The sequence below is a fragment of the Streptomyces sp. NPDC085524 genome (assembly GCF_044541755.1).
Taxonomy (GTDB): Bacteria; Actinomycetota; Actinomycetes; order Streptomycetales; family Streptomycetaceae; genus Streptomyces.
In genome coordinates this window covers 85981-104996 of the sequence record NZ_JBITTH010000032.1, presented here as the reverse complement: position 1 = coordinate 104996, position 19016 = coordinate 85981, and the positions used below count along the sequence as shown (strand labels likewise).

Annotated in this window: 18 protein-coding genes and 1 pseudogene; 5 read left to right on the top strand and 14 right to left on the bottom strand. The window is 72.8% G+C overall.

Annotated elements, in window-relative coordinates; translation table 11 throughout:
* Nucleotides 1-141 precede the first annotated feature (141 nt).
* Together ACIGFK_RS35875 and ACIGFK_RS35870 are read right to left on the bottom strand one after the other, a co-directional pair.
* The gene (locus tag ACIGFK_RS35875) at nucleotides 142-2253 is read right to left on the bottom strand and encodes a S9 family peptidase (RefSeq protein ID WP_400055208.1); all 2112 of its coding nucleotides are present in this window, start codon (nucleotides 2251-2253) and stop codon (nucleotides 142-144) included.
* Nucleotides 2254-2295: 42 nt separating this feature from the next.
* Entirely contained in the window at nucleotides 2296-4077 is a 1782-nt protein-coding gene (locus ACIGFK_RS35870; protein ID WP_400055207.1) for an N-acetylglutaminylglutamine amidotransferase, read from the bottom strand.
* A gap of 308 nt (nucleotides 4078-4385) precedes the next feature.
* On the opposite strand from ACIGFK_RS35870, the gene ACIGFK_RS35865 reads away from it, so the two are divergent.
* From ACIGFK_RS35865 to ACIGFK_RS35855, 3 genes are all read left to right on the top strand, one after another.
* Nucleotides 4386-5615, top strand: coding sequence for an aromatic acid exporter family protein (locus ACIGFK_RS35865; RefSeq protein ID WP_376658046.1), 1230 nt, complete (start codon nucleotides 4386-4388; stop codon nucleotides 5613-5615).
* Nucleotides 5616-5746: 131 nt separating this feature from the next.
* Nucleotides 5747-5932 (top strand): hypothetical protein, encoded by a 186-nt coding sequence (locus tag ACIGFK_RS35860; protein ID WP_376658045.1) that lies wholly within the window; start codon nucleotides 5747-5749, stop codon nucleotides 5930-5932.
* Nucleotides 5929-6426 carry a DUF5709 domain-containing protein gene (locus ACIGFK_RS35855; RefSeq protein WP_376658044.1) on the top strand — a complete coding sequence of 166 codons (498 nt, stop codon included), beginning with the start codon at nucleotides 5929-5931 and terminating at the stop codon, nucleotides 6424-6426. Before ACIGFK_RS35860 ends, ACIGFK_RS35855 begins: the two co-directional genes overlap by 4 nt.
* A gap of 141 nt (nucleotides 6427-6567) precedes the next feature.
* On the opposite strand, the gene ACIGFK_RS35850 is transcribed toward ACIGFK_RS35855, so the two are convergent.
* The 5 genes and pseudogenes from ACIGFK_RS35850 to ACIGFK_RS35830 all read right to left on the bottom strand — a co-directional run bounded on the left by ACIGFK_RS35850 (nucleotide 6568) and on the right by ACIGFK_RS35830 (nucleotide 10642).
* Entirely contained in the window at nucleotides 6568-6834 is a 267-nt protein-coding gene (locus ACIGFK_RS35850; RefSeq protein WP_386468219.1) for a protealysin inhibitor emfourin, read from the bottom strand.
* A 217-nt stretch (nucleotides 6835-7051) separates the two neighbouring features.
* Entirely contained in the window at nucleotides 7052-8146 is a 1095-nt protein-coding gene (locus ACIGFK_RS35845) for a glutamate--cysteine ligase (protein WP_376658042.1), read from the bottom strand.
* Nucleotides 8143-8310: pseudogene (locus tag ACIGFK_RS35840) on the bottom strand (SpoIIE family protein phosphatase); the annotation flags it as partial. The pseudogene ACIGFK_RS35840 and the gene ACIGFK_RS35845, both read right to left, overlap by 4 nt.
* A gap of 339 nt (nucleotides 8311-8649) precedes the next feature.
* On the bottom strand, nucleotides 8650-9429 hold the full coding sequence (locus ACIGFK_RS35835) for a hypothetical protein (protein ID WP_386468223.1): 780 nt from the start codon (nucleotides 9427-9429) through the stop codon (nucleotides 8650-8652).
* Entirely contained in the window at nucleotides 9401-10642 is a 1242-nt protein-coding gene (locus ACIGFK_RS35830) for a hypothetical protein (protein ID WP_386468348.1), read from the bottom strand. Before ACIGFK_RS35830 ends, ACIGFK_RS35835 begins: the two co-directional genes overlap by 29 nt.
* 183 nt (nucleotides 10643-10825) lie before the next feature.
* On the opposite strand from ACIGFK_RS35830, the gene ACIGFK_RS35825 reads away from it, so the two are divergent.
* Nucleotides 10826-11098 carry a hypothetical protein gene (locus tag ACIGFK_RS35825; RefSeq protein WP_400055203.1) on the top strand — a complete coding sequence of 91 codons (273 nt, stop codon included), beginning with the start codon at nucleotides 10826-10828 and terminating at the stop codon, nucleotides 11096-11098.
* 103 nt (nucleotides 11099-11201) lie between these two features.
* Entirely contained in the window at nucleotides 11202-12134 is a 933-nt protein-coding gene (gene hemC, locus ACIGFK_RS35820; protein WP_386468226.1) for a hydroxymethylbilane synthase, read from the top strand.
* Here hemC and ACIGFK_RS35815 read toward each other — a convergent pair.
* From ACIGFK_RS35815 to ACIGFK_RS35785, 7 genes are all read right to left on the bottom strand, one after another.
* The gene (locus ACIGFK_RS35815; protein WP_400055201.1) at nucleotides 12121-13299 is read right to left on the bottom strand and encodes a D-alanyl-D-alanine carboxypeptidase family protein; all 1179 of its coding nucleotides are present in this window, start codon (nucleotides 13297-13299) and stop codon (nucleotides 12121-12123) included. The two genes, hemC and ACIGFK_RS35815, sit on opposite strands and share 14 nt — an antisense overlap.
* A 197-nt stretch (nucleotides 13300-13496) precedes the next feature.
* Nucleotides 13497-14075 (bottom strand): hypothetical protein, encoded by a 579-nt coding sequence (locus tag ACIGFK_RS35810; RefSeq protein ID WP_376658037.1) that lies wholly within the window; start codon nucleotides 14073-14075, stop codon nucleotides 13497-13499.
* Nucleotides 14039-15406: a molybdopterin-dependent oxidoreductase gene (locus ACIGFK_RS35805; RefSeq protein ID WP_400055199.1), complete on the bottom strand. Its 1368-nt coding sequence runs from the start codon at nucleotides 15404-15406 to the stop codon at nucleotides 14039-14041. Before ACIGFK_RS35805 ends, ACIGFK_RS35810 begins: the two co-directional genes overlap by 37 nt.
* 32 nt (nucleotides 15407-15438) lie before the next feature.
* Entirely contained in the window at nucleotides 15439-16854 is a 1416-nt protein-coding gene (locus ACIGFK_RS35800) for a glycosyltransferase 87 family protein (RefSeq protein ID WP_400055197.1), read from the bottom strand.
* Entirely contained in the window at nucleotides 16851-17576 is a 726-nt protein-coding gene (locus tag ACIGFK_RS35795) for a class I SAM-dependent methyltransferase (RefSeq protein WP_376658034.1), read from the bottom strand. Before ACIGFK_RS35795 ends, ACIGFK_RS35800 begins: the two co-directional genes overlap by 4 nt.
* A complete protein-coding gene (locus ACIGFK_RS35790) occupies nucleotides 17573-18202 on the bottom strand; it encodes a DUF2064 domain-containing protein (protein WP_376658033.1) in 630 nt (209 codons plus the stop codon). Before ACIGFK_RS35790 ends, ACIGFK_RS35795 begins: the two co-directional genes overlap by 4 nt.
* On the bottom strand, nucleotides 18199-18912 hold the full coding sequence (locus tag ACIGFK_RS35785; RefSeq protein WP_386468235.1) for a glycosyltransferase family 2 protein: 714 nt from the start codon (nucleotides 18910-18912) through the stop codon (nucleotides 18199-18201). The genes ACIGFK_RS35790 and ACIGFK_RS35785 overlap by 4 nt, the downstream gene beginning before the upstream one ends.
* Nucleotides 18913-19016: the final 104 nt, after the last annotated feature.

Here is a 19016-nt window from a genome sequence, read left to right as displayed (position 1 = left end):
GCAGCGGGCCGGTGAGGGGAAGGCCGTGCGGCACGCTCAGGGACTACTAGCCCGGCTCGTATGTGACCTGGGTCCTGTGGGGCGCCTCACCGGCAAGGGCCCCGAATCTCACCGTCCGCTTACGGTCGTGACCCTGCTGTCTCAGGGCGCGGGCCTCGTGGCGAGCAGGTGGCGCTGCAGCCAATCCGCGGCGGCGCGCCGGTAGGTGCGGCGGTTGTCCGCCCGCAGGAAGTCGTGGCCTTCGTTGCGCAGTGTCAGGAGTTCCGCCTCGACTCCCCGCTCCCGGGCCGCGCGGACGAACTGTTCCGATTCCGTCGGCGGCACATTGGTGTCGTGCTCGCCGTGGATCGCCAGGACGGGGGCCCGCAGCTGGTGGACACGGCTCATCGGGGACAGGGCGCGCAGCAGCTCGCGGTCGTGTTCCGGGTGGCCGTACTTCGCGGCGGCGGACTGCGCGATCCACGGTTCCGTGCCGGCGAAGAACGTTGCGAAGTCGGACATTCCGCAGGCGGCGACTCCCGCCCGGAAGAGCTCCGGGTGCCGGACCAGCGAGGCCATGGTGAGGTAGCCGCCGTACGAGCGGCCCATCACGCCGAGCCGCAGCGGGTCGGCATGGCCCAGTTCGACGGCGTGTGCGGCGCAGTCCGCGATGTCGTCGATCGCAGCGAACCTGCCGGTGCCCAGGTCGGCGTCCACGAAGCTGCGGCCCCAGCCTGACGAGCCGCGGACATCGGGGGCGAAGACGTCCAGGCCGCGGCCGAGGAGCTCGTGGTAGACGGGGTCGAACACCGGCCGTTCCTGTTCCTCCGGACCGCCGTGCAGGTGGATCACGCAGGGGGCGGGCCGGTCGGGGTCGCGATCCGGCGCCCTGTAGTACCACCCTCCGAGTACGAGCCCGTCCCGGGCGCGGCAGCGCAGGGGCACGGGGCGTACGGGAGCCCGTCCGGGCGGGGCGGCCCGCCGGTCGGGGGCCGTCCAGCCGGTCCGCGCGGGGGTGAAGCCGCCTCCGAGCTCCCAGATGCCCGGCCTCCGCTGCGAACCGGACAACGCGGCGAACACGCCGCCGTGTCCGACCGCCGCCAACCGGGTCACCACCTCGTGCGGAAGGACCGGACGGGCCCACGGCCCGACGCCGTCCTCCGCGGCTGCGGTGGGCAGACCGACGCTCTCCAGTTCGGTCGCGCCGTGGGCGTTCCAGGCGAGGAGGGCCCACCGGCCGTGGTCGGGGACGGCCAGCAGGTCCAGGCCGGACCCTTCGCGCCCGATGGCCCAGGACTGCCCCCGGGTCGCCCCGTGTGCGTCGAGCCGGACCCTGAGCAGGGCCGCGAACTCGCGCCCGGTGTCGCTCCGCAGCCACAGCGTCCGCGCGTCGGCGGAGAACCGGCCGATCCAGGGGTCGCCGTCGGCGACGCGCACCGAGAAGGTGGTGCGGCCCGACGAGGTGTCCAGTACGAGCGCCTCCCGGTGGCCCCGCGGGCCTCGGCGGACCAGCGCGAAGCGTCGGTCCGCGCTCATGTCGCACACGCGCAGGGCGGCGGCGCCCCTCTCGCCGAAGAGCAGGACGGGGGCGTCCGTGCCGTCCGGGTCGACCAGGTAGGCGGCGAGCCCGCCCTCGGCGCCGGTCTCCGCGGCTTGCCCGGCGGGCCGGGCCGCAGCTCCGGTGTCGAGGAGGGTCGCGGGGCCGCCTCGTCCGGTCCGTTCCGGTTCGAGGCCGCCCGCCCTGCCCGCTGCGGCCTGACCGCCGTCCTCGGCGAGGTGTCCGGCCCCGCCGTGCCCCCGTCCCGCCGCGGACGGCCTGCTGACCGTGACGGCCAGGGCTGCGCCGTCACGGGTCCAGCAGCCGAGGTGGGCGGAGCCGCCCGGCTCGGCACCCGCGAGCACACGGCGGCCGGTGCCGTCCGGGCGCACCGCCAGGACCCTGGTGTGCTCGCTGCCGCCCGGTGCCACGGTGTAGGCGATCCAGCGCCCGTCCGGGGACCACGACACCTCCGTCACCGGGTCGGGGCCTGCGTCCAGGACGTGGGCGTCGTCGCCCCGGGCGGGCCCGCGCCAGAGCTGCGGTACGCCCGTGCGGTCACAGATGAACGCCACGTGCTCACCGCCGGGGTCGGCCGACGGGTACCAGCACCCGTGGGCGGGGAGCACCGTCGGCGGATCCGCCGGGTGGTCGTCCGACACCTGCGCGGGTGCGGGAGCGCGGGCAGCGGGGGTCGTGCCGAAACGGCCCGGGGACTCGGTGCGCTCCAAGGGCATGTCCGCCTTTCCACGGCTCGCATCCTTCCAGGATCGCTCGGATCAGTGGATACCGTGCGCCTGCAACCAGATCTCCAGGGAGGCCACCTGCCACAGCGTGCTGGCCCCGCGTCGGGCGCGGTGCCGGCCGGGGGCTGCCAGCAGGTCGGCCACGTACGCCTGGTCGAAGATCCCGCGCCGGCGCGCTTCGGGGGCGGCGAGCGCCTCGCGTACGTGTTCCAGTACCGGCGCGGCCAGGTTGCGGACCGCCGGCACCGGGAAGTAGCCCTTGGGCCGGTCCACGACGCCCGGCGGCAGGACCTTGCGTCCGATGTCCTTGAGCACCGCCTTGCCGCCGTGCGCCAGTTTGAGCTCGGGCGGGCAGGCAGCGGCGAGTTCGACCAGTTCGTGGTCCAGGAACGGCACCCTCGCCTCCAGGCCCCATGCCATGGTCATGTTGTCGAGCCGCTTGACCGGGTCGTCGGGCATGAGCGCGTGGATGTCCATCCGCAGGGCCGCGTCGAGGGACGTCTCGGCGCCGGGGGCGCCCATGTGGGACCGGACGAATGCCATGGAGGCGTCGTGGGCCGGGGCGGCGTCGGGGTGGAGCATCTCGGTGAGCCGGTCATGGCTCCGGTCGGTGTACACATCGGCGTACGCGTCGGCGGCGTGCTGCCGGGAGGCCGAGGCGATCGGCGGGTACCAGTGGTAGCCGGCGAACACCTCGTCCGCGCCCTGGCCGCAGAGGACCACCTTGACCTCGTTCGCGACCTGCTCGGACAGCATGTGGAACGCGACGGCGTCATGGCTGACCATGGGTTCGCTCATGGCGCCGATCGCGGCCCGCAATGCCGCCGGAAGCCGGTCGGAGGAAACCCTGTACCGGTGGTGCTCGGTGGCGAAGTGCCGGGAGACGAGGTCCGAGTAGGGGAATTCGTCGCCGTCCTCGCCGTTCTCCGCTTCGAAGCCCATGGCGAACGTGGCGAGGCCGTCCTGTCCCTGTTCGGCGAGCAGGGCCACGATCAGGCTGGAGTCGAGTCCGCCCGACAGGAGCACGCCGACGGGGACGTCCGCGACCGTGCGCCGCCGTACCGCCGTGCGCAGGGCGTCGTGCACGGCTTCCCGCCACAGTGCCGGGTCCTCGCCGAGTTCGGGCCGGCGGGTGTACGACGGCTGCCAGTAGCAGTGGTCCTCGTGGGAGCCGTCGCTCTCGATCACGCGGACGGTGGCGGGCGGGAGCTTGCGGACCCCGGCCAGTACGGTCCGGGGCGCGGGCACCGTGCCGTGCCAGCTCAGGTAGTGGTGGAGCGCCAGCGGGTCGACCGAGGTGTCCACTCCCCCGCCCGCCAGCAGGGCCGGGAGGGAGGAGGCGAACCGGAGGCGGTCGGTGTCCTCGGTCACGTACAGGGGCTTGATCCCGAGCCGGTCCCGGGCGAGTACGACTCGGCCCGTGCGGTGCTCCGCCACCACGAAGGCGAACATTCCGACGAGGAAATCGACGCACCGTCGGCCCCATTGGGCGTAGGCCTTGAGGAGCACCTCGGTGTCGGATTCCGAGAAGAAGCGGTGTCCCATGCCCTCGAGGCGGACGCGCAGCTCGCGGTGGTTGTAGACGCAGCCGTTGAAGACTGCGGTGAGGCCCAGGTGCGGGTCGGTCATGGGCTGGCCGCCACGCTCGGACAGATCGATGATCTTCAGCCGCCGGTGCCCCAGGGCGACCGCTCCCTGCGACCACGCGCCCCGGCCGTCCGGCCCCCTCCGCTCCAGTGCGTCCGTCATCCGCTCCACGGCGGCCAGATCGGGGCGGCCACCGTCCCACCGCAGCTCACCGCTCAGGCCGCACACGGGGCACCCCCGGCGCTGCTGCAAGGCCGTCGTCCCTCGACAGCCCTCTCCTCGGAGGGCTCCGCCACGTACACCATGGTTCTTCACTCCTGTGCCCGTCCGGCCGGTGCCGTGCGGCCCGGCGGGACGGGCGGTCGGCTCGTGGGGCGCCTGCCCGGCCCACCCGCCGCTTAAGCCCCGGCGCCCCGTCCTCACCGCCGATGCCGCCGCCGGCGGGCCGGTGGTCGGCGGCGTGCACGGACCGGCCCCGGCCCGCCTCCATGGCCCCGCAGTGTGATCGCGGAGCCATGCGGGGAAGGGGGAAGGGTATGCCCCACGACGCACCGCCCCCGCCTCCCGGTCACCGTCCCTTGCACCGGCTGCTGAGCAGACGGCATGACCCCGTGGTGGTGCAGAGCGTCCGTTCCACCGGGGCCGCCGTGGTGTCGTACGTCGTCGCGCTCCAGCTGAGCAGTGAGCCGGCACCGCTCACTGCCCCGCTCACGGCCCTGCTCGTGGTCCAGGTGACCCTGTACTCCACGCTCACCACCGGGGTACGCCGCGTGAACTCGGTCGTGGCGGGGGTGCTGATCGCCATCGGCTTCAGCGCGCTCGTGGGCCTGACCTGGTGGAGCCTCGGGCTGGTCATCCTGGCCTCGCTGGTGGTCGGGCACCTGGTGCGGGTGGACGAGTTCGTCCCGGAAGTCGCGATCAGCGCGATGCTGGTCCTCGGTGTCACACGGGTGGCGGACACCGCCTGGGACAGGGTGCTGGAGACGCTCATCGGCGCGGTGGTCGGCCTGGCGTTCAACCTGCTGGTCGCCCCGCCCGTCTGGGTGGAGCCCGCCAGCCGGGCGATCGACGACCTCGCCGCCCGCATGGCGGCCCTGATGACCGGCATGGCGCACGAGCTCACCGGCCGTACCACCGTCGCCGATGCCGCGTCCCGGCTGCACGAGGCACGGCGGCTCGACAACGACATCGCCGGGGTCGACTCCGCCCTGCGCCAGGCGGAGGACAGCCTGCGCATGAACCCCCGGGTACGGGAGGGGCTGATGTTCCGGCTGGTGCTGCGCACGGGGCTGGACACGCTCGAGATCTGCGCGGTCGTGCTCCGCGTCTCGGCGCGGGCGCTCACCGACCTGGCGAAGGCCCGTGCGGACGAGCCCATGTTCGCTCCTGCGGTGGCCTCGGCCCTGCGGGAGCTGTTCGGGCACATGGCGCTCGCCGTGCACAGTTTCTCCCGGCTGATCACCGCTCAGGTCAGCACCAATGCCGAGGAGCAGGAGGACCGGCTCATGCGGGAGCTGGGGATGGCACGCGAGAGCCGCGACCTCCTGGCCGGCCTGCTGCTGGAGCAGCTGCGCAGCTCACCCGCTCAGTGGCAGTTGTACGGGGCTCTGCTCGCCGATGTGGACCGAGTACTGGACGAACTCGACGTGGACAAGCGGTCCCAGCGGCTCATGGAGGAGCTGGACCGGCACTCCCGGCTGCGCCACGAGGACGGCGGCCGGATCCACCGCGCGGTGCGGCGCGTGAGCGGCCGCCGGGAACCGTGACCGGTGGGGCCGGAACCCCGCGCCCGGCCGGCGGCATGAACGTACCGATCCGGGGAAGGCGCACGCGTCCCAGGACTCCGCTGCGACCCACCGTCGGGAGCGCGGCACCGGGGCCATGAGAGGAGGCCACCGTGACGTCAGCACGCGGCAGCCACCCGCACAGGAGAGTCCAGCACGCCACCGGGGCGCCCGCGATTCCGTGGGAGGGCTTCGACGACCTCATGGACCGGATGATCGGTCTCTTCGAGGCGGGCCGTTCCGCCGGACACGGGGACCACGCAGAGGCCGACGAGGAACCGAGGAGGCGACGGCCATGAACGGAAGCGACGCCAGAGGGGACGACGTCCACCAGCCGCAGCAGGACGCGGAGCCCGGCGAATCGCAGCCGGACATGGAGAACGCCCTCGGCGAACCCGATCTCGACCAGACCCTGGACACGGGGTACTCACCGCCCGACCGCCCCGTCGCAGCCACCCGGCACGGCACCACAGCCGGGGAACAGCAGACCGGCGAGACGCTCGACGAACGGCTCGCGCAGGAGGAGCCGGAGGCGGACGCCATGGCCGACGACGCACACGTCATCCCCTGGGGGCCTGCCAGAGCCCCCGGGAGCGACGACGTGACCGGCGATCCGGGGGGTGACGCATCCACGGCGGGCCGGGAGCGGGCCGGCCGGATGGCACCGGCCGACGAGGGGCCGCAGGTGCGGCACATCTCCGTGCTGGCCCACGACTCCGGGATCGACGGCGGGGCCGCTTCGGCGGAGGAGGCGGCCATGCACGTGATCGAGGAGGAACCGGAGGACGTGTGACCAGGAGTCACTCCGCCGCCACGGACCGCCGGCCCCGGTACGGATCCGGAGTGGTGCGGCCGGACGGTCCGCCGGTTGCCGTACCGGCCCTTGCCGGGCCGGTACGGCGCCTCGAACCCGCGGTCGGGCGTGCGGGTCCGCTCAGACCGCTTCGGCCAGAACTGCGTCGATCAGCTTCCGCTGCTCCTCGGTGAGGTACGGATCCTGTAACTGCACCAGCTTGCCGTCGACCTGGACGAAGTAACTGAAGCCGTCCGGCACGGACCCCTGCCCGGCGGGACCCTCACTGCTGAGTGCCGCCTCGGCCAGCCGTTCCAGCTCGGCACCGTCGGCTCGGCAGTCCGTGTCCAGGACGGCAGTCGACTCCCGGCCCGCGAACCCGCCGGTGCGTGTCACGGTGATCAGCATGATGGAACCTCCTTGGACGGAGCACCGCCCGGCCCGTCGTCAGGCCGGAGGGCCGGAGGGCCGGAGGGCGGCGCACGGCTGTGGACAGACCTCGCCTGCCCCCGAAAACCCCGCTCGCACAGCTCCGCGTCGGATCTGCGGCGAAATGGCCGAAAGCCACCTCCGGCGCGGCGGATCCGGCCGGGTGAGGCGGTGGCGGGGTCGGCCCGGGCCGGGCTCAGTCGGACGCGGTCGCGCCGGTGATCAGTCGGAGGAGTCCCGGCAGTCCGCCTTCGGCGAGAGCCCGGCGCTGACGGTCCGCGGGGGTGCCCTCCTGGAGCAGCCGGTGCACGAGGGAACCCACCTGCCGCAGATCACCGGCCTCCTCCAAGGCGGGGGTGATGTACTGCAGGAGCGAGCACAGGACGTCGCCACTGCTGCGCGGCCGGCCCTGTGGATCCACGAGGTCGCCGTTCAGGCCGTGCCGGGCCGCGTGCCAGTTCCCGGCCTGGAGCAGCTCCGGCACCGGACGGGGCATGGGCAGGCCCGCCTTCTCGTCGGCGATCGCGGTGGCGACCAGCGCCCGGACGGTGCCCGCGAGCATGACGGCCTCCTCGGCTCCCAGCTGCACGTCCAGGCACCGCACCTCCACGGTGGGATAGCGCTCGGAGAGCCGCGCCTGCCAGTACACCTGCCCCCGGTCGACGATCACGCCCGAGGCCACGAGCGCATCCAGACGCCGTTCGTAGTCGGCCGACCCGTCGAAGTACGGGGGCGGCCCGCTGACGGGCCACCGCCCGAACACGATCGTGCGCCAGCTCGCGAAACCGGTGTCCTGCCCCTCCCACAACGGCGAGTTGGCCGACATGGCCAGCAGCGTCGGCAGCCATCCGCGGATGCGGTTCAGCACCGCGACCCCCGTCTCGGGGTCGGGGACCGCCACGTGCACGTGCATCCCGCTGATCAGCTGCTCGTCGACCAGCCGGCGGGCCTCCCGCTCCATCCGCAGGTAGCGCGACGACAGCGTCACCGGGACCGGCCGAGCCCCTCGCAGGGGAGCCGCGCCCGTGGCCGCGATCCGGCAGCCGTTCTCCTCCGCCGCCGAGCCGACGGCGTGGCGCAGGCGCAGCAGGTGCCCGCCGACCTCCTCCAGGTCGGAGCAGACCGGTGTGGCCACCTCGATCTGGGCCTGCAGCAACTCGTCCTGGACCTCGTCGCGCTCTGCCAGCGGGCCCAGGCCCGCCGTGCGGCGTACGCCTTCGACGAACGGTGCGGGCAGCCCGTTGGCCGGGTCCACCAGCAAGTACTCTTCCTCGACACCGACGGTGATCACCCTCTGCCGCTACCCGCTCGTGCCATGATCACTCGCTCACCGGGCACGGCGTCCTCCCCGCGCCGCTCGACCATGCCGTCGGTGGAGAGCAGCAGCAGGTCGCCCGGCCGCAGGGCGATGGCGGCGGTCGCGTACGCGTGTCCGGGCAGTAGGCCGAGCAGCGGCCCCCGGTGGTCCGTGCCGAGGGCCTAGGCGCAGCCGTCGCGCAGCAGCAGGGGTGCCGGGTGGCCCGCGCACGCCCACCGGTAGCGGCGCTCCGCGTCGAGCGATGACGGGGTGGCCCACCAGATGGACGGTGCGGATCTCACCCGAGCACGCTGAAGCGGACCTCCTCACCGGCCGGCTCTTCGCCGTCGAGCAGCCGGGTCAGCATCCCTGGGCGTCGAGGACTTCGCCACCCACCGGCTTCCCCTGGCCGACGCACCGCACGCCTACGCACGGTTCCGGAAGAAGCAGGACGGCGCGGTCAAGGTCCTGTTCGCCCCCTGACAGCGTCCCAGGCGTCACCGCAGTGCGACGGGCGGCATCAGATCGCTGTCGCTGATGGTGTACGTCAGCAAGGGATACTTGAAGTCCGATTCCTTGTTCTCGCGGCGCCGCAGTCGGTAGAACTCGTGCTGCTGCTCATCGTCGGCGGAGGTGAGACGCGGACCCTGCGGGAGGAACGCCTCTCCGTCGCGGAACCGGACGAGGGTCTTCGATGTTCGGAAGGTCACGCCCAACCACGGGTTGTCCGCCGTCTGGACGGGCGCGTCCAGCACGATCTTGTGCCTGAGTCGCCGATTCGAGTCGACGGAGAACGCGACGACGCCGTTGTGGACGAGAGGGATTTCGAACTTCTCGCCACCGGTCTCCTTCGATTCGAATATCAGCTTCCTCGGCGCTCCCGCTTCGGGATGCCGGTAGCAGGAGAAGACGGCGATGAACGAATCGTCGGCCAGATCAAGGGCTTGGTCGGAATGACCGCCCATGGTTCTGTAGGCGTTCGTGTAGCTCTCGATGAGAGCGTTGTTGAAGCCGGGCGCCAGCTCCGCACGTTCTTGGATCCGTTGCGCCAGCCGTTCGTGCACCGCCTGGAAACGCTGGGCCGGACTGCCGAACCGCGTGGTGGTTCGCACCAGAGGCACACCACCCGCCGCGTCGGCCTTGGTGAGCACGGCGCCTCGCCGGCCTCTTCCCAGTTCCTCCCAACGGGTCGACGCGGACAGCTCTGCAAAGAGGTCCTCCTCGGCCGGCAGAGCGCACGAGATGATCTCATCCGAGATCCTGGACTCGAGGGGCAACGTAGTCTCCCGTGTTCATGCTGAAGAGAAGTTCGTCCCCGTAGTCGATGAAGGACGAGGTCCTGTTCTCCTCGGCGTACAACCTGCGCAGTTCGTCCATGCCTTCCTCTGTGGGCGGCTCCAGCTTCACCAGGTCTCCGTCCACCTTGAGGTACGTGTGGGCGTTCTTGTGAACGGCTTCGGCACTCGAGCAGCGCACCACGTATCCAAGGCGCGTCGGCAGCAACTCGGCGCCCAGCGTTGAGGGCCGGATTTCATGCGTGTACAGACGGTTGGTGGACAGCGGCATGAAGAACACGGACCCGGGGTGGAGAGTCACGGTGAACTTCTCGGGCAGCGCGACCCCACCGCGTTCGCCGGCCGGCTCCTTGAGGCGAAAGCGGAGTTCGGTGAGCCCGCTGACCCCCTTCACACCGTAGTCGAAGGGGTCCTCGGCGAGGGGTTGCAGTTTGTCGAGCCCGTCATAGAAGGTGCAGAAGGCCATGATTCCATTGGCCGGCATGTCCTTGGTCTTGTCGGCATGGGACGAGATCCTGGCCTTGGACTGCTTGCGCTCGGCCGTGGCGACGGTGTTGTGGTAGACCTGCGCGAGGACGTGATTCAGCGGTGCCTGGTTCCGGAAGACGACGGCGGCCTCGCGGTTCAGTGCCTCGACGATGTGCGTGTCGGTCGGGCGGAATCCTTCCGTCGGCCCCGAGAGATTCGTGGAGCACCGGAGCAGCCGGAAATGCAGTTCGTCGCCGTCTCGCGTCACGGGCGTCAGATAGATTCCGCTGCGGTGGGCGGTCCCGGGCTTGGTGGACTCCGTCAGGGACTGGAACGCGTGCTCCGCACGGATCCGTCCGAAGTGATCGGCGTCGAGTCCGAAGAAGCCGCGGTAGTGCACGCCGACGCCGTGCACCCGGATGGGAACCCGGCCGAGGCCGACGACGGTCCAGGGCTGGTCGGCGCGCTCGCTGTAACCGTGGGACAGCTCCCGGACGACGAATACCCGGTCAGCCGAGTGCAGTTGCGGACTGCTGATCCCCGACAGATCGCCGCACAGGTAGACGGTCTTCTGCGTGAGGTCGAGCGAGCCGGACGCAAGGTCCTCCGGCGTGATCGCGGACCCGAAGAAGTCCCTGATCAAGTCATCGTCCTGCAACGCCGCAGGAGCGACCAAGAGGTTGCTCGCATCCTCGATGCGGGCTTCGGTCGGATCTGTTGTGTACATCGCGGTACCTGCCATTTGCAGATCTCGGTGGGTTGCTCGACCGGGGACATGACAGCGGTCCGCACTCTTCCCTTTGCGTGTCGAACCGCAAACGAAAGGGGACGGACCGTTGAACCTCGATGATCTCACGCTGGCTCGACAGCCGGCAACGGGGTTCTGCGGTAAGGGCGTAGGATCCCCGGCATGCCGAGTGCCACCGCAGAAGAACTCCTCGCCTCGGTCGGCGGGCTGTCCCCCGAGCGTGCGCAGGAGATCGCCGACCACATCGACGAATGCCGCGACCTGCTTGCGGCAGGCACTGAGATGGACACCGTCCAGGAACACCTGAAGGACCGGGGCGTCTCCGTCCTCAATGCAATCCTCATCACCACCAGACTCGTCGGCGACCACCCCAGCAGACTGCGGGCAGCGCGAGAGATCGTCGAATGCAGCCCGGCACGCACATCCGGCGGATGACACTCGGGGTTCCATTTTGGTGACACCGTGTCGGAAAGCGGATGGTTCCGACGCACGTAGTCTTGGCAGACAACGAGCCTTTGCCTGCCGGGAGTTGGGTCGAATGAGTGATGTGGTCCGGATCGGTTCCAGAGCGAGCAAGCTGGCCAGGACCCAGGTCACGGAGTGGCTCGCGCCGATCGCCGGGCAATTCCCCGGGATCACGTTCAAGCGCGAGGTCATCCTCGAAGGCGGCGATCAGGACCGGGTGACCCCGACGCTCGCCGAGGTCGCCCGGACGGCCGGCGGGAGCGCCTTCTCCACGAACCAGGAGGCGGCGCTCGTAGCCGGGCAGGTGGACGTGATCGTGCACTCGCTGAAGGACCTCCCCACCTCCGTGCGTGAGGGCACGCTCCTGCTGACGACCCCGGGACCGCGTGAGGACGTACGGGACGTCCTGTGCGGGGCGACGCTCGACAGCCTCCCGAAGGGGGCCCGGGTCGGAACCGGGGCTCCGCGCCGGGTCGCCCAACTGCTCGCGCTCCGGCCCGACCTGGACGTGGTGCCGATCCGCGGCAACGTTCCCGGGCGCCTCGCCCGGACGACCAAGGGCGGCCTCGATGCGGTGGTGCTCGCCGCAGCGGGCCTGAACCGCCTCGGCCTGATGCCCGAGGAGCACGAGGTCCTCGACCCCGCCGTCTTTCCTCCCTCCCCCGGACAGGGCGCGCTCGGCATCCAGGTCCGTGCCGACTCCCCCGCCGCCGGGCTCCTGGCGCAGACCGGAGACCCGCTCGTCGACGCCTGTGTGCGCACCGAGCGTGCCCTTCTGGCCGAGCTCCACGGGGGCTGCTCCGTCCCGGTGGGAGCCTGGGGCCGGGTCGGGCCCGACGGGCTCCTCCACCTCGTCGCCACCGTCACGTCCCTGGACGGAACCCGTCAGGTCACCGCTTCGGGGGAAGGACCGGTCGACGCCCCGGAGAAACTCGGCGCCTGTGTCGCGGACGAACTTCTCGCCAAGGGTGCGGCCGGCATCCTGGAGTCGATCAGGAACGTTTGACCTTCCGGACCAGGGCCGCTCCCGCGACACCGGCTCCCGCCAGGAGCGCGGCCGGCCATGCGTAGCCGGTGTGGGACTGCGCGGGGGACGCGGATGCGGCCGCCGAAGGCCCGCCTGCCTGCGGAAGCGCCCGCGAAGGCCTGGTCCGCGGAGGCTCGAGCGATCCGACCGGATACACCCGTCCGGCCGCGGCGAAGCCCCAGTCCAGCAGGGCCCGCGCCTCCTCGTACACCGCGAAGGCGCCGCCCCGTTGGGGGTTCATGACCGTGGCCAGGAGGGTACGGCCATCGCGTCGCGCGGCCGTGACCAGGGTGTACCCGGCTTCGGAGGTGTAGCCGTTCTTGATCCCGATCAGGCCCGGGTAGGTCCCGACCCCGTCCTCACCGGTCAGCAGCCGGTTGGTGTTCTCGATGCCGTACGTCCAGCTCGGCCGGCCCTCGGCGTCCGTGTCCCCGGGGAACGGGGCGTCGGTGAGGGCCGCGTAGCGCGCGAAGTCGGGGTCGGCGAGCCCCGCGCGACCGAAAACGGCGAGGTCGTAGGCGGAGGACACCTGGCCTTCGGCGTCATAGCCGTCAGGGGAGACCACGTGGGTGTCCCGTGCGCCCAGGGCGCGGGCCCTGGCCTGCATCCGGGCGGCCGTTTCCGCCCAGCCGCCGTTCATGGCGGCCAGGACGTGGACGGCGTCGTTGCCGGAGCTGAGGAAGACGCCCTTCCACAGGTCGGCGACCTGATAGGTACGGCCGGCGTCCAGGCCGACCAGGCTGCTTCCCTCTCCGACGTCGGCGAGCTCGGCCTCGGTGACGGTGTGGGTGCCGGCCCGCGGGAGGCGGGGCAGGGCCGTGAGCGCGAAGAGGGTCTTCATCGTGCTGGCCGGCGGCAGGCCCACATGGGCGTTGTGGGCGGCGAGTACCTCACCGCTGCCGGCGTCGGCCACCAGCCAGGACAGCGCGGAGAGGTCCTCGGGCAGGGCGGGACTGCCCTCGCGTGGCCGCAGTTGGACGCCGTCGCGGTGCAGGAGGCCCGGGTCCGGCGGGGCCGCAGCCCGCGGAGGCGCGGGCTCGGCTCGAACCGTCCCGGCGGACGCCGGCATGAGGACGACGCCCGCACCGGCGGCCAGAGCGGCCGCACAGGAGAGGCGCCTGCGCACTGACGGGCTGAGGGTCATCCCGTCACGGTAGGGAGGGTTCCGCGGGTGCGCAGCCGGGCGTGGGCCGACCGGAGCAACGGTCCCTGACGGTGTGACACCCGGTGGAGGCATGCCGGTCGGCCGGGGCGGCGTACGGCGATCCGCCCCCGACCGGACCGGCGCACCGTCCCGGTGCCGGCGGCGTGGCGTCAGTGGCTGCCGCGGCACCGGGCGTGTCACTCCCCGGGCCTGCGCGCCCGTGCCGCGGCCTGGGCACGGGCCCGGGCCTTCCGCGCGGTCCTGCCCCTGTGCCACAGCCGCCCGGCGAGGACGGCCGCCGAGGCGGCGAACAGGCAGGCGGTGATCAGCAGCCACCTCCCCAGGAACACGTCGGCCGGCAGACCCGTGGTGATCGTGTAGTGGCCGACCTGCCGGAGCACCAGCGGCCAGTACACGAGCAGCAGGACGCCGGAGACGAAGGCGGGCACCCGGACGTGGTTGACGCCGACCCGCGGTGTGCGCGCCGCTTCCCCGGCACCGTGCCCGAGGAGCCTCTGGACGGCCAGGTCGGTGACGGCGTACAGCGGCAGCAGGACGAGGTCGTGCAGGAGCGCGGCCCCGACGAACCACACGGCCACGCCGAGGGCGTCCCCTTCGAGCAGGCGCAGGCCCGCGTAACAGGCCAGCGCGAACGAGGCGAGGACGAGGAGCAGGTGGAGCGGGGAGGCGCCGTAGTGGTGGCGGAAGGAGTCCACGGCGGAGTCGGGGGTCGGGTGCTTCACGAGGGCTCCCCGAAGGTGAGACGGGTGACCCATTTGGTGTTGTGGACGCCGGGGGCGCCGGGGACGATCACCCGGGCCGGGTAGCCGTGGTCGTGGGAGAGGGTCGCCCCGTTGACGTGTACGGCCAGCAGTGAGCGCGGGTCCCGGACCTGGCTGCCGCTCAGGACGACCGAGCTGAACGAACCGCCCCGCTGGACGGAATCGACCAGGACCTGCGGCGTGTGCGTGCCCAGGTCCACGAGCGCGGCCAGGTCGGTGAGGCGGACGCCGCTCCAGTGCTGGTCGGAGGTCGACCAGCCCTCCACACAGGCGATGGGGAGCAGCGCTTCGTTCTGCGGGAGGTCGAGCAACTGGGCGTAGGTGAGGTCGATCTGGCGGCCCGCGCCGCGCACGGTCAGTCGCCAGGCCGGACCGATGTCGCTGGGGCGGATGCCGACGGACGCGGCGGTCTTGTTGATCTGGAAGCCGTTCGGGCCGGAACCGGGTTCCTGGCCGTGCGGCGCCAAGAATGCCGTCCGGCGGAACCAGCCGCCCACGCTCTGCCCTGCGGTCACGGCGAACAGCGCGAGGGAACCCAGCCCGACCATGCCCAGCGCGCCCCGCCGGGAGATCGTGGGGGCGGCCGGGACGGGCGAGACGAGACCGGCCGCCTCCTCGCTGTCCGGGGCGGGTTGCCGCGGCCCGGCGCGCAGGGCCCGCACGGCCCGTTTCAGCCGGAAGGCCACGTGGACCACGAAGGCGCCGATGAACACCCAGGCGCCGTAGAAGTGGAGCGTGTAGAAGGAGCCCGGAAAGATGTAGTGGAGCTGCGTGTTGAGGATGCCGGTCACGAACTCGAACCCGGCGCCCCCCACCAGCAGGAGCAGGGAGAGGCGCTCGACGGCCTGGGCGGGCGACCGCACCGGGGGCCAGGCGAAGAGCTTCGGGATCACCGACCACAGCTTGGCCAGGAGCACGGGCACGAGCACGACGCCGAGCGTGACGTGCACGCCCTGGGTGACCCGGTAGAGCCAGTAGGGGGAAGTCGGCCAGGAGAAGAGGTAGAAGCCCAGCCATCCCTTGCCCGGGGTCTGGTCGTTGACCGCTGCGAGGTCCGGTTCGTACGCGGCGTAGGACAGCAGGCCCGTGACGAACAGGATCGTGATGCCGAAGAGCAGGACGATCCCGAACACGGCGGTCAGCCACGGGCCGCGCAGCGGGCTGCGCCAGAACTCCGGGCGGGACGGTCCGCGCGGCGGGCCTGCCGCCCGAGCGGGTGCCAGGGCCGATCGCAGCCGGGCGAGGTACGTCGGGCGGCCGCCGTCGGGTTCCGTTCCGGCACGTGCCGGACCACCCGGGGCTGCTCCGCCGCCGTTCGCTTCCATGGTCTGCCTCCGTTGTCTGCGTGTGCGTGGGTTCACCGGGTTCCTCCCGCCGGGGAGCGGGAGCCCGGTACGGCCGTACGGTCCGGGGTGCGGCGTGACCTGCGGTGGCGCCTGCGCACCGCCCAGCCGCAGAGGACGGCCAGTGCGGCGACGGCGTACGCGGCCGTGCCGGCGTCGGGGGCGGCACGGCCCGTTAGGTAGGCGGCCGCGCCCGCCGCCGCGACGCCGAGCCATTCCCACCGGCCGTCGAGCGCCACCAGGGCGATCAGGAGGAGGGCGTACCAGGAATAGCCTGGAGTGGTCAGCAGGAAGGCGGTCCCGGTGACCAGGAGGGCACCGCTCCACGGGCGCTCGGGGTCGCCCCGGCGGATCACGTACAGGCTGACGGCGAGCATGCCCGCGGCGACGGCGGGCACGGCCCAGGAATCGGGGAGCAGCAGGCGCAGGAGGGCGTAGCGGTTGCCCGCGGAGGGGTCCTGGTAGCCCTCCTCGTCGGCGTATCCGCCGAGGTAGCCCAGGACGGAGGAGTGGGAGAGCAGGACGTACGGCACGTACAGGGCGGTGAGGACCGCCGCGGCCGGGAGCAGGGTGGCGGCGGCGTCACGGGCACGGCGCACGCCGGACAGGGCCCCCGGGATCAGCACGGCCGGCAGGAGTTTGGCCGCGACGGCCAGGCCGAGCACCGCGCCGCCCCAGGCGCGGTGGCGGACGGTCAGGCCCAGCGCGAGGACGGACAGCAGGACGGCGAGGACGTCGGCGTGGGCGTTGTTGACGGCTTCGACGGCGATCGCCGGGCACCAGGCCCAGTAGGCCGCGGTACGGGGATCACCGCGTCGGCGGAGGATGCGCAGCAGCACCAGCGTGGTGGTGACGGCGAGGACGGCGCCGCCCGTCTGGAGCGCCTTGTGGCGGACCCCGTCGGGTGAGAGGGCGTGGACGAGGAGGAAGTACAGCTCGCCGGCCGGGGGGTAGACCGTGTGGACACGGGGGCGGTTGATCCGGGTGCAGACGCCGTCGGACACCGGGGCGAGCTCCGGCCCGCCGCACGCCTTCCCGGTGGGGAACAGCCAGGTGTCGCGGTACGGCAGGAGGGCGGTGTCGGCCGGGGCGTGGTCGTAGGGGGAGATGCCCGCAGCCTGCACGCGGCCGTCCCAGGCGTAGCGGAACGAGTCGGTACTGGTACGGGGCGGGGCGATCAGGCCCGTCAGGGCGACGGCGACGCCGCCGGCGAGGACGAGGGCGGTGGCGTGCCGGGCGGGTACCCGGCGCAGGGACCACACGGCTGCCGCGAACAGGGCCCAGCAGGCGGCGTACAGCCAGGACAGGCCGGCCGGGTCCGTGACGTAGCCGTCCGTGCGGACGGTGAGGACGAGCAGCGCGACCAGGGCGGTCACGAGGACGGCGGTGGCGGCGGTGGCCCGCGGGCCGGCGGTGGGCGGTCGGGTCACGGCGCGGCTCCGGGACGGGTGGGGGTCCCGGCGGCTGCGGCTCCGCGCGGTGGTCCGGGGACGAGTTCGGCGAAGTTCCGGCCCGCCAGCGTCCAGTTGCGGACCGTGCGCCAGCCGGAGGCCTCCGCGTGGCGCAGCAGGGCCCGGCGGCCGGCCCGCGCCCAGGGGAAGGGGGTGCCGAGCGCGCCGCGGCCGTCGTCGAGGCGCACCTCGCACCGCTCGTCGACCTCGACGGGCGCGGCCTCGGCGATCAGGCGCCCACCGGGGGCGAGCAGGTCCGCGGTGCGCTTCAGGAGGGCGGCGGGGTCTCCGCCGATGCCGATGTTGCCGTCGATCAGCAGGGCGGTGTTCCAGCGTCGTTCGCCGGGCAGGGGGTCGAAGACGGAGCGGCACAGGGCCGTTCCGCCACGGCGTGCGGTCCGTGCCACGGCGGCGGGGGTCACGTCGATGCCGAGTGCGCGGTGGCCGCGCTCGGCCAGCGCCGCGACGAGCCGGCCGGGTCCGCAGCCGATGTCGAGAACGGCTCCGCGGCAGCGGGCGAGCACGCTCTCGTCGGCGGCGTCGGTCCCGGCGCACCAGCGTTCGACGTCCAGGGGCAGCAGCCAGCCGTCCGTGCGCCGCAGGAAGAGGGGGCCCCGTCCGGCGTGCAAGGCCTGTGCGTAGGGGTCGGCCCGCCATGCCGGGCCGAGAACGGACGTCCGGGAGGGGGCGGGGGCGGTCATCGTGCCACCGGTGCATCGTCGCCGAGCTGCCGGTGGCGCCTGGCGAACAGGCCTGCCGGGGCCAGGGCGGCCACCTCGGCGGCGTCGGCGGCGGTGTCCACGTCCCGCAGCCGCGGCAGCAGCCCGGTGCGCAGGCCGGCTGCCCGGAGCCGCTCGTACTGCACCGCCCCGGTCTCGGGTACCGACATGGGCACGCCGAGCAGCAGCTCCGGGTCCGGCGCCGCCAGGCCCAGCGCCCAGAACCCCCCGTCGGCGGCGGGGCCGAACCAGGCGTCGTACGCGCCGAAGGCCAGCGCGGGCGCCAGGAGCGCCGGGGTCACCTGCGGGGTGTCCATGCCGATCAGCAGCGCCGGGCCGGGGCATCCGGCGAACGCGGCCGCGAGCCGTTCGTCGAGGCCCCCGCCGCTCTGCGGCACGACTTCGAAGCCGGGCGGCAGCCAGGGCCCCGGGGCTCCGTCCAGGACCAGGACGTGCCGGTCGGCCGGGGTGTCCGCCACGGCCGCCAGCGTGTCGGCGAGCGCGGCCTCGGCCAGCGCCGCCGCCTGCTCGGGGGTGAACGGCGGGGTGAGCCGGGTCTTGACCCGGCCGGGCACGGGCGCTTTGGCGATCACGAGCAGGCTGGTCACCGCGCGCCCCCGGACCGCTCGGCACGGCCGGGGTGAGCGGGGACGTGCGCGGGCTCTGCGAGCACCGCGCGCATGTCGCGGACCGCGTGCCACGTGCCCCGCCAGGTGCCGGTGACCTTGGACTTGCCGCTGCGAGGGAGGTAGGGCACGTCCTCCTCGCGCACCCGCCAGCCCTGGTCGGCGGCGCGCACGACCATCTGCAGCGGGTACCCGGAGCGCCGGTCGGTCAGCTCCAGACGCAGGAGATCTTCCCGGCGCGCGGCCCTCAGGGGGCCGAGGTCGTGCAGGCGCAGGCCGGTGCGGCTGCGCAGCATCCGGGAGAGGGCGAGGTTGCCCGCCCGGGCGTGCGCGGGCCATGCGCCCCGTCCCTGGGGGCGGCGGCGGCCGAGCACGAGATCGGCTTCGCCCGCGGCGAGCGCCCGGACGAAGCCGCTCAGCAGGCCGGGGTCGAGGGAGGCGTCGCAGTCGCAGAAGCAGACGTACTCGGCCTCGGCGGCCACGAGTCCGGCATGGCAGGCGGCCCCGAAGCCGCGCCGGGACTCGGCTACGACGGTGGCGCCCAGGGAGCGGGCGATGTCGGCGGATCCGTCGGTGGACCCGTTGTCCACGACCAGGGCCCGCCAGCCGGCGGGGATGCGGGCGAGCACCCAGGGCAGGGCTTCGGCCTCGTTCAGGCAGGGCAGGACGACGTCCACGGAGTTTTCGGTCACGGCGTCCACCGTAGGAATTCCTGGGGGACATAGCGGACATCAACTCCTTACGAAACGCGGACGTCGGCCGTCGGGGCGCGGCCGCCGGAGACGGCGGAGGCCCT

Excerpts from the sequence above, each read along its gene's own strand:
- ACIGFK_RS35805 (WP_400055199.1), bottom strand. The coding sequence starts at position 15,406 with ATGGAAGCGAACGGCGGCGGAGCAGCCCCGGGTGGTCCGGCACGTGCC.
- ACIGFK_RS35865 (WP_376658046.1), top strand. The coding sequence starts at position 4,386 with ATGCCCCACGACGCACCGCCCCCGCCTCCCGGTCACCGTCCCTTGCAC.
- ACIGFK_RS35815 (WP_400055201.1), bottom strand. The coding sequence starts at position 13,299 with ATGACCCTCAGCCCGTCAGTGCGCAGGCGCCTCTCCTGTGCGGCCGCT.
- ACIGFK_RS35825 (WP_400055203.1), top strand. The coding sequence starts at position 10,826 with ATGCCGAGTGCCACCGCAGAAGAACTCCTCGCCTCGGTCGGCGGGCTG.
- ACIGFK_RS35830 (WP_386468348.1), bottom strand. The coding sequence starts at position 10,642 with ATGTACACAACAGATCCGACCGAAGCCCGCATCGAGGATGCGAGCAAC.
- hemC (WP_386468226.1), top strand. The coding sequence starts at position 11,202 with ATGAGTGATGTGGTCCGGATCGGTTCCAGAGCGAGCAAGCTGGCCAGG.
- ACIGFK_RS35855 (WP_376658044.1), top strand. The coding sequence starts at position 5,929 with ATGAACGGAAGCGACGCCAGAGGGGACGACGTCCACCAGCCGCAGCAG.
- ACIGFK_RS35850 (WP_386468219.1), bottom strand. The coding sequence starts at position 6,834 with ATGCTGATCACCGTGACACGCACCGGCGGGTTCGCGGGCCGGGAGTCG.
- ACIGFK_RS35875 (WP_400055208.1), bottom strand. The coding sequence starts at position 2,253 with ATGCCCTTGGAGCGCACCGAGTCCCCGGGCCGTTTCGGCACGACCCCC.
- ACIGFK_RS35795 (WP_376658034.1), bottom strand. The coding sequence starts at position 17,576 with ATGACCGCCCCCGCCCCCTCCCGGACGTCCGTTCTCGGCCCGGCATGG.
- ACIGFK_RS35810 (WP_376658037.1), bottom strand. The coding sequence starts at position 14,075 with ATGGGTCACCCGTCTCACCTTCGGGGAGCCCTCGTGAAGCACCCGACC.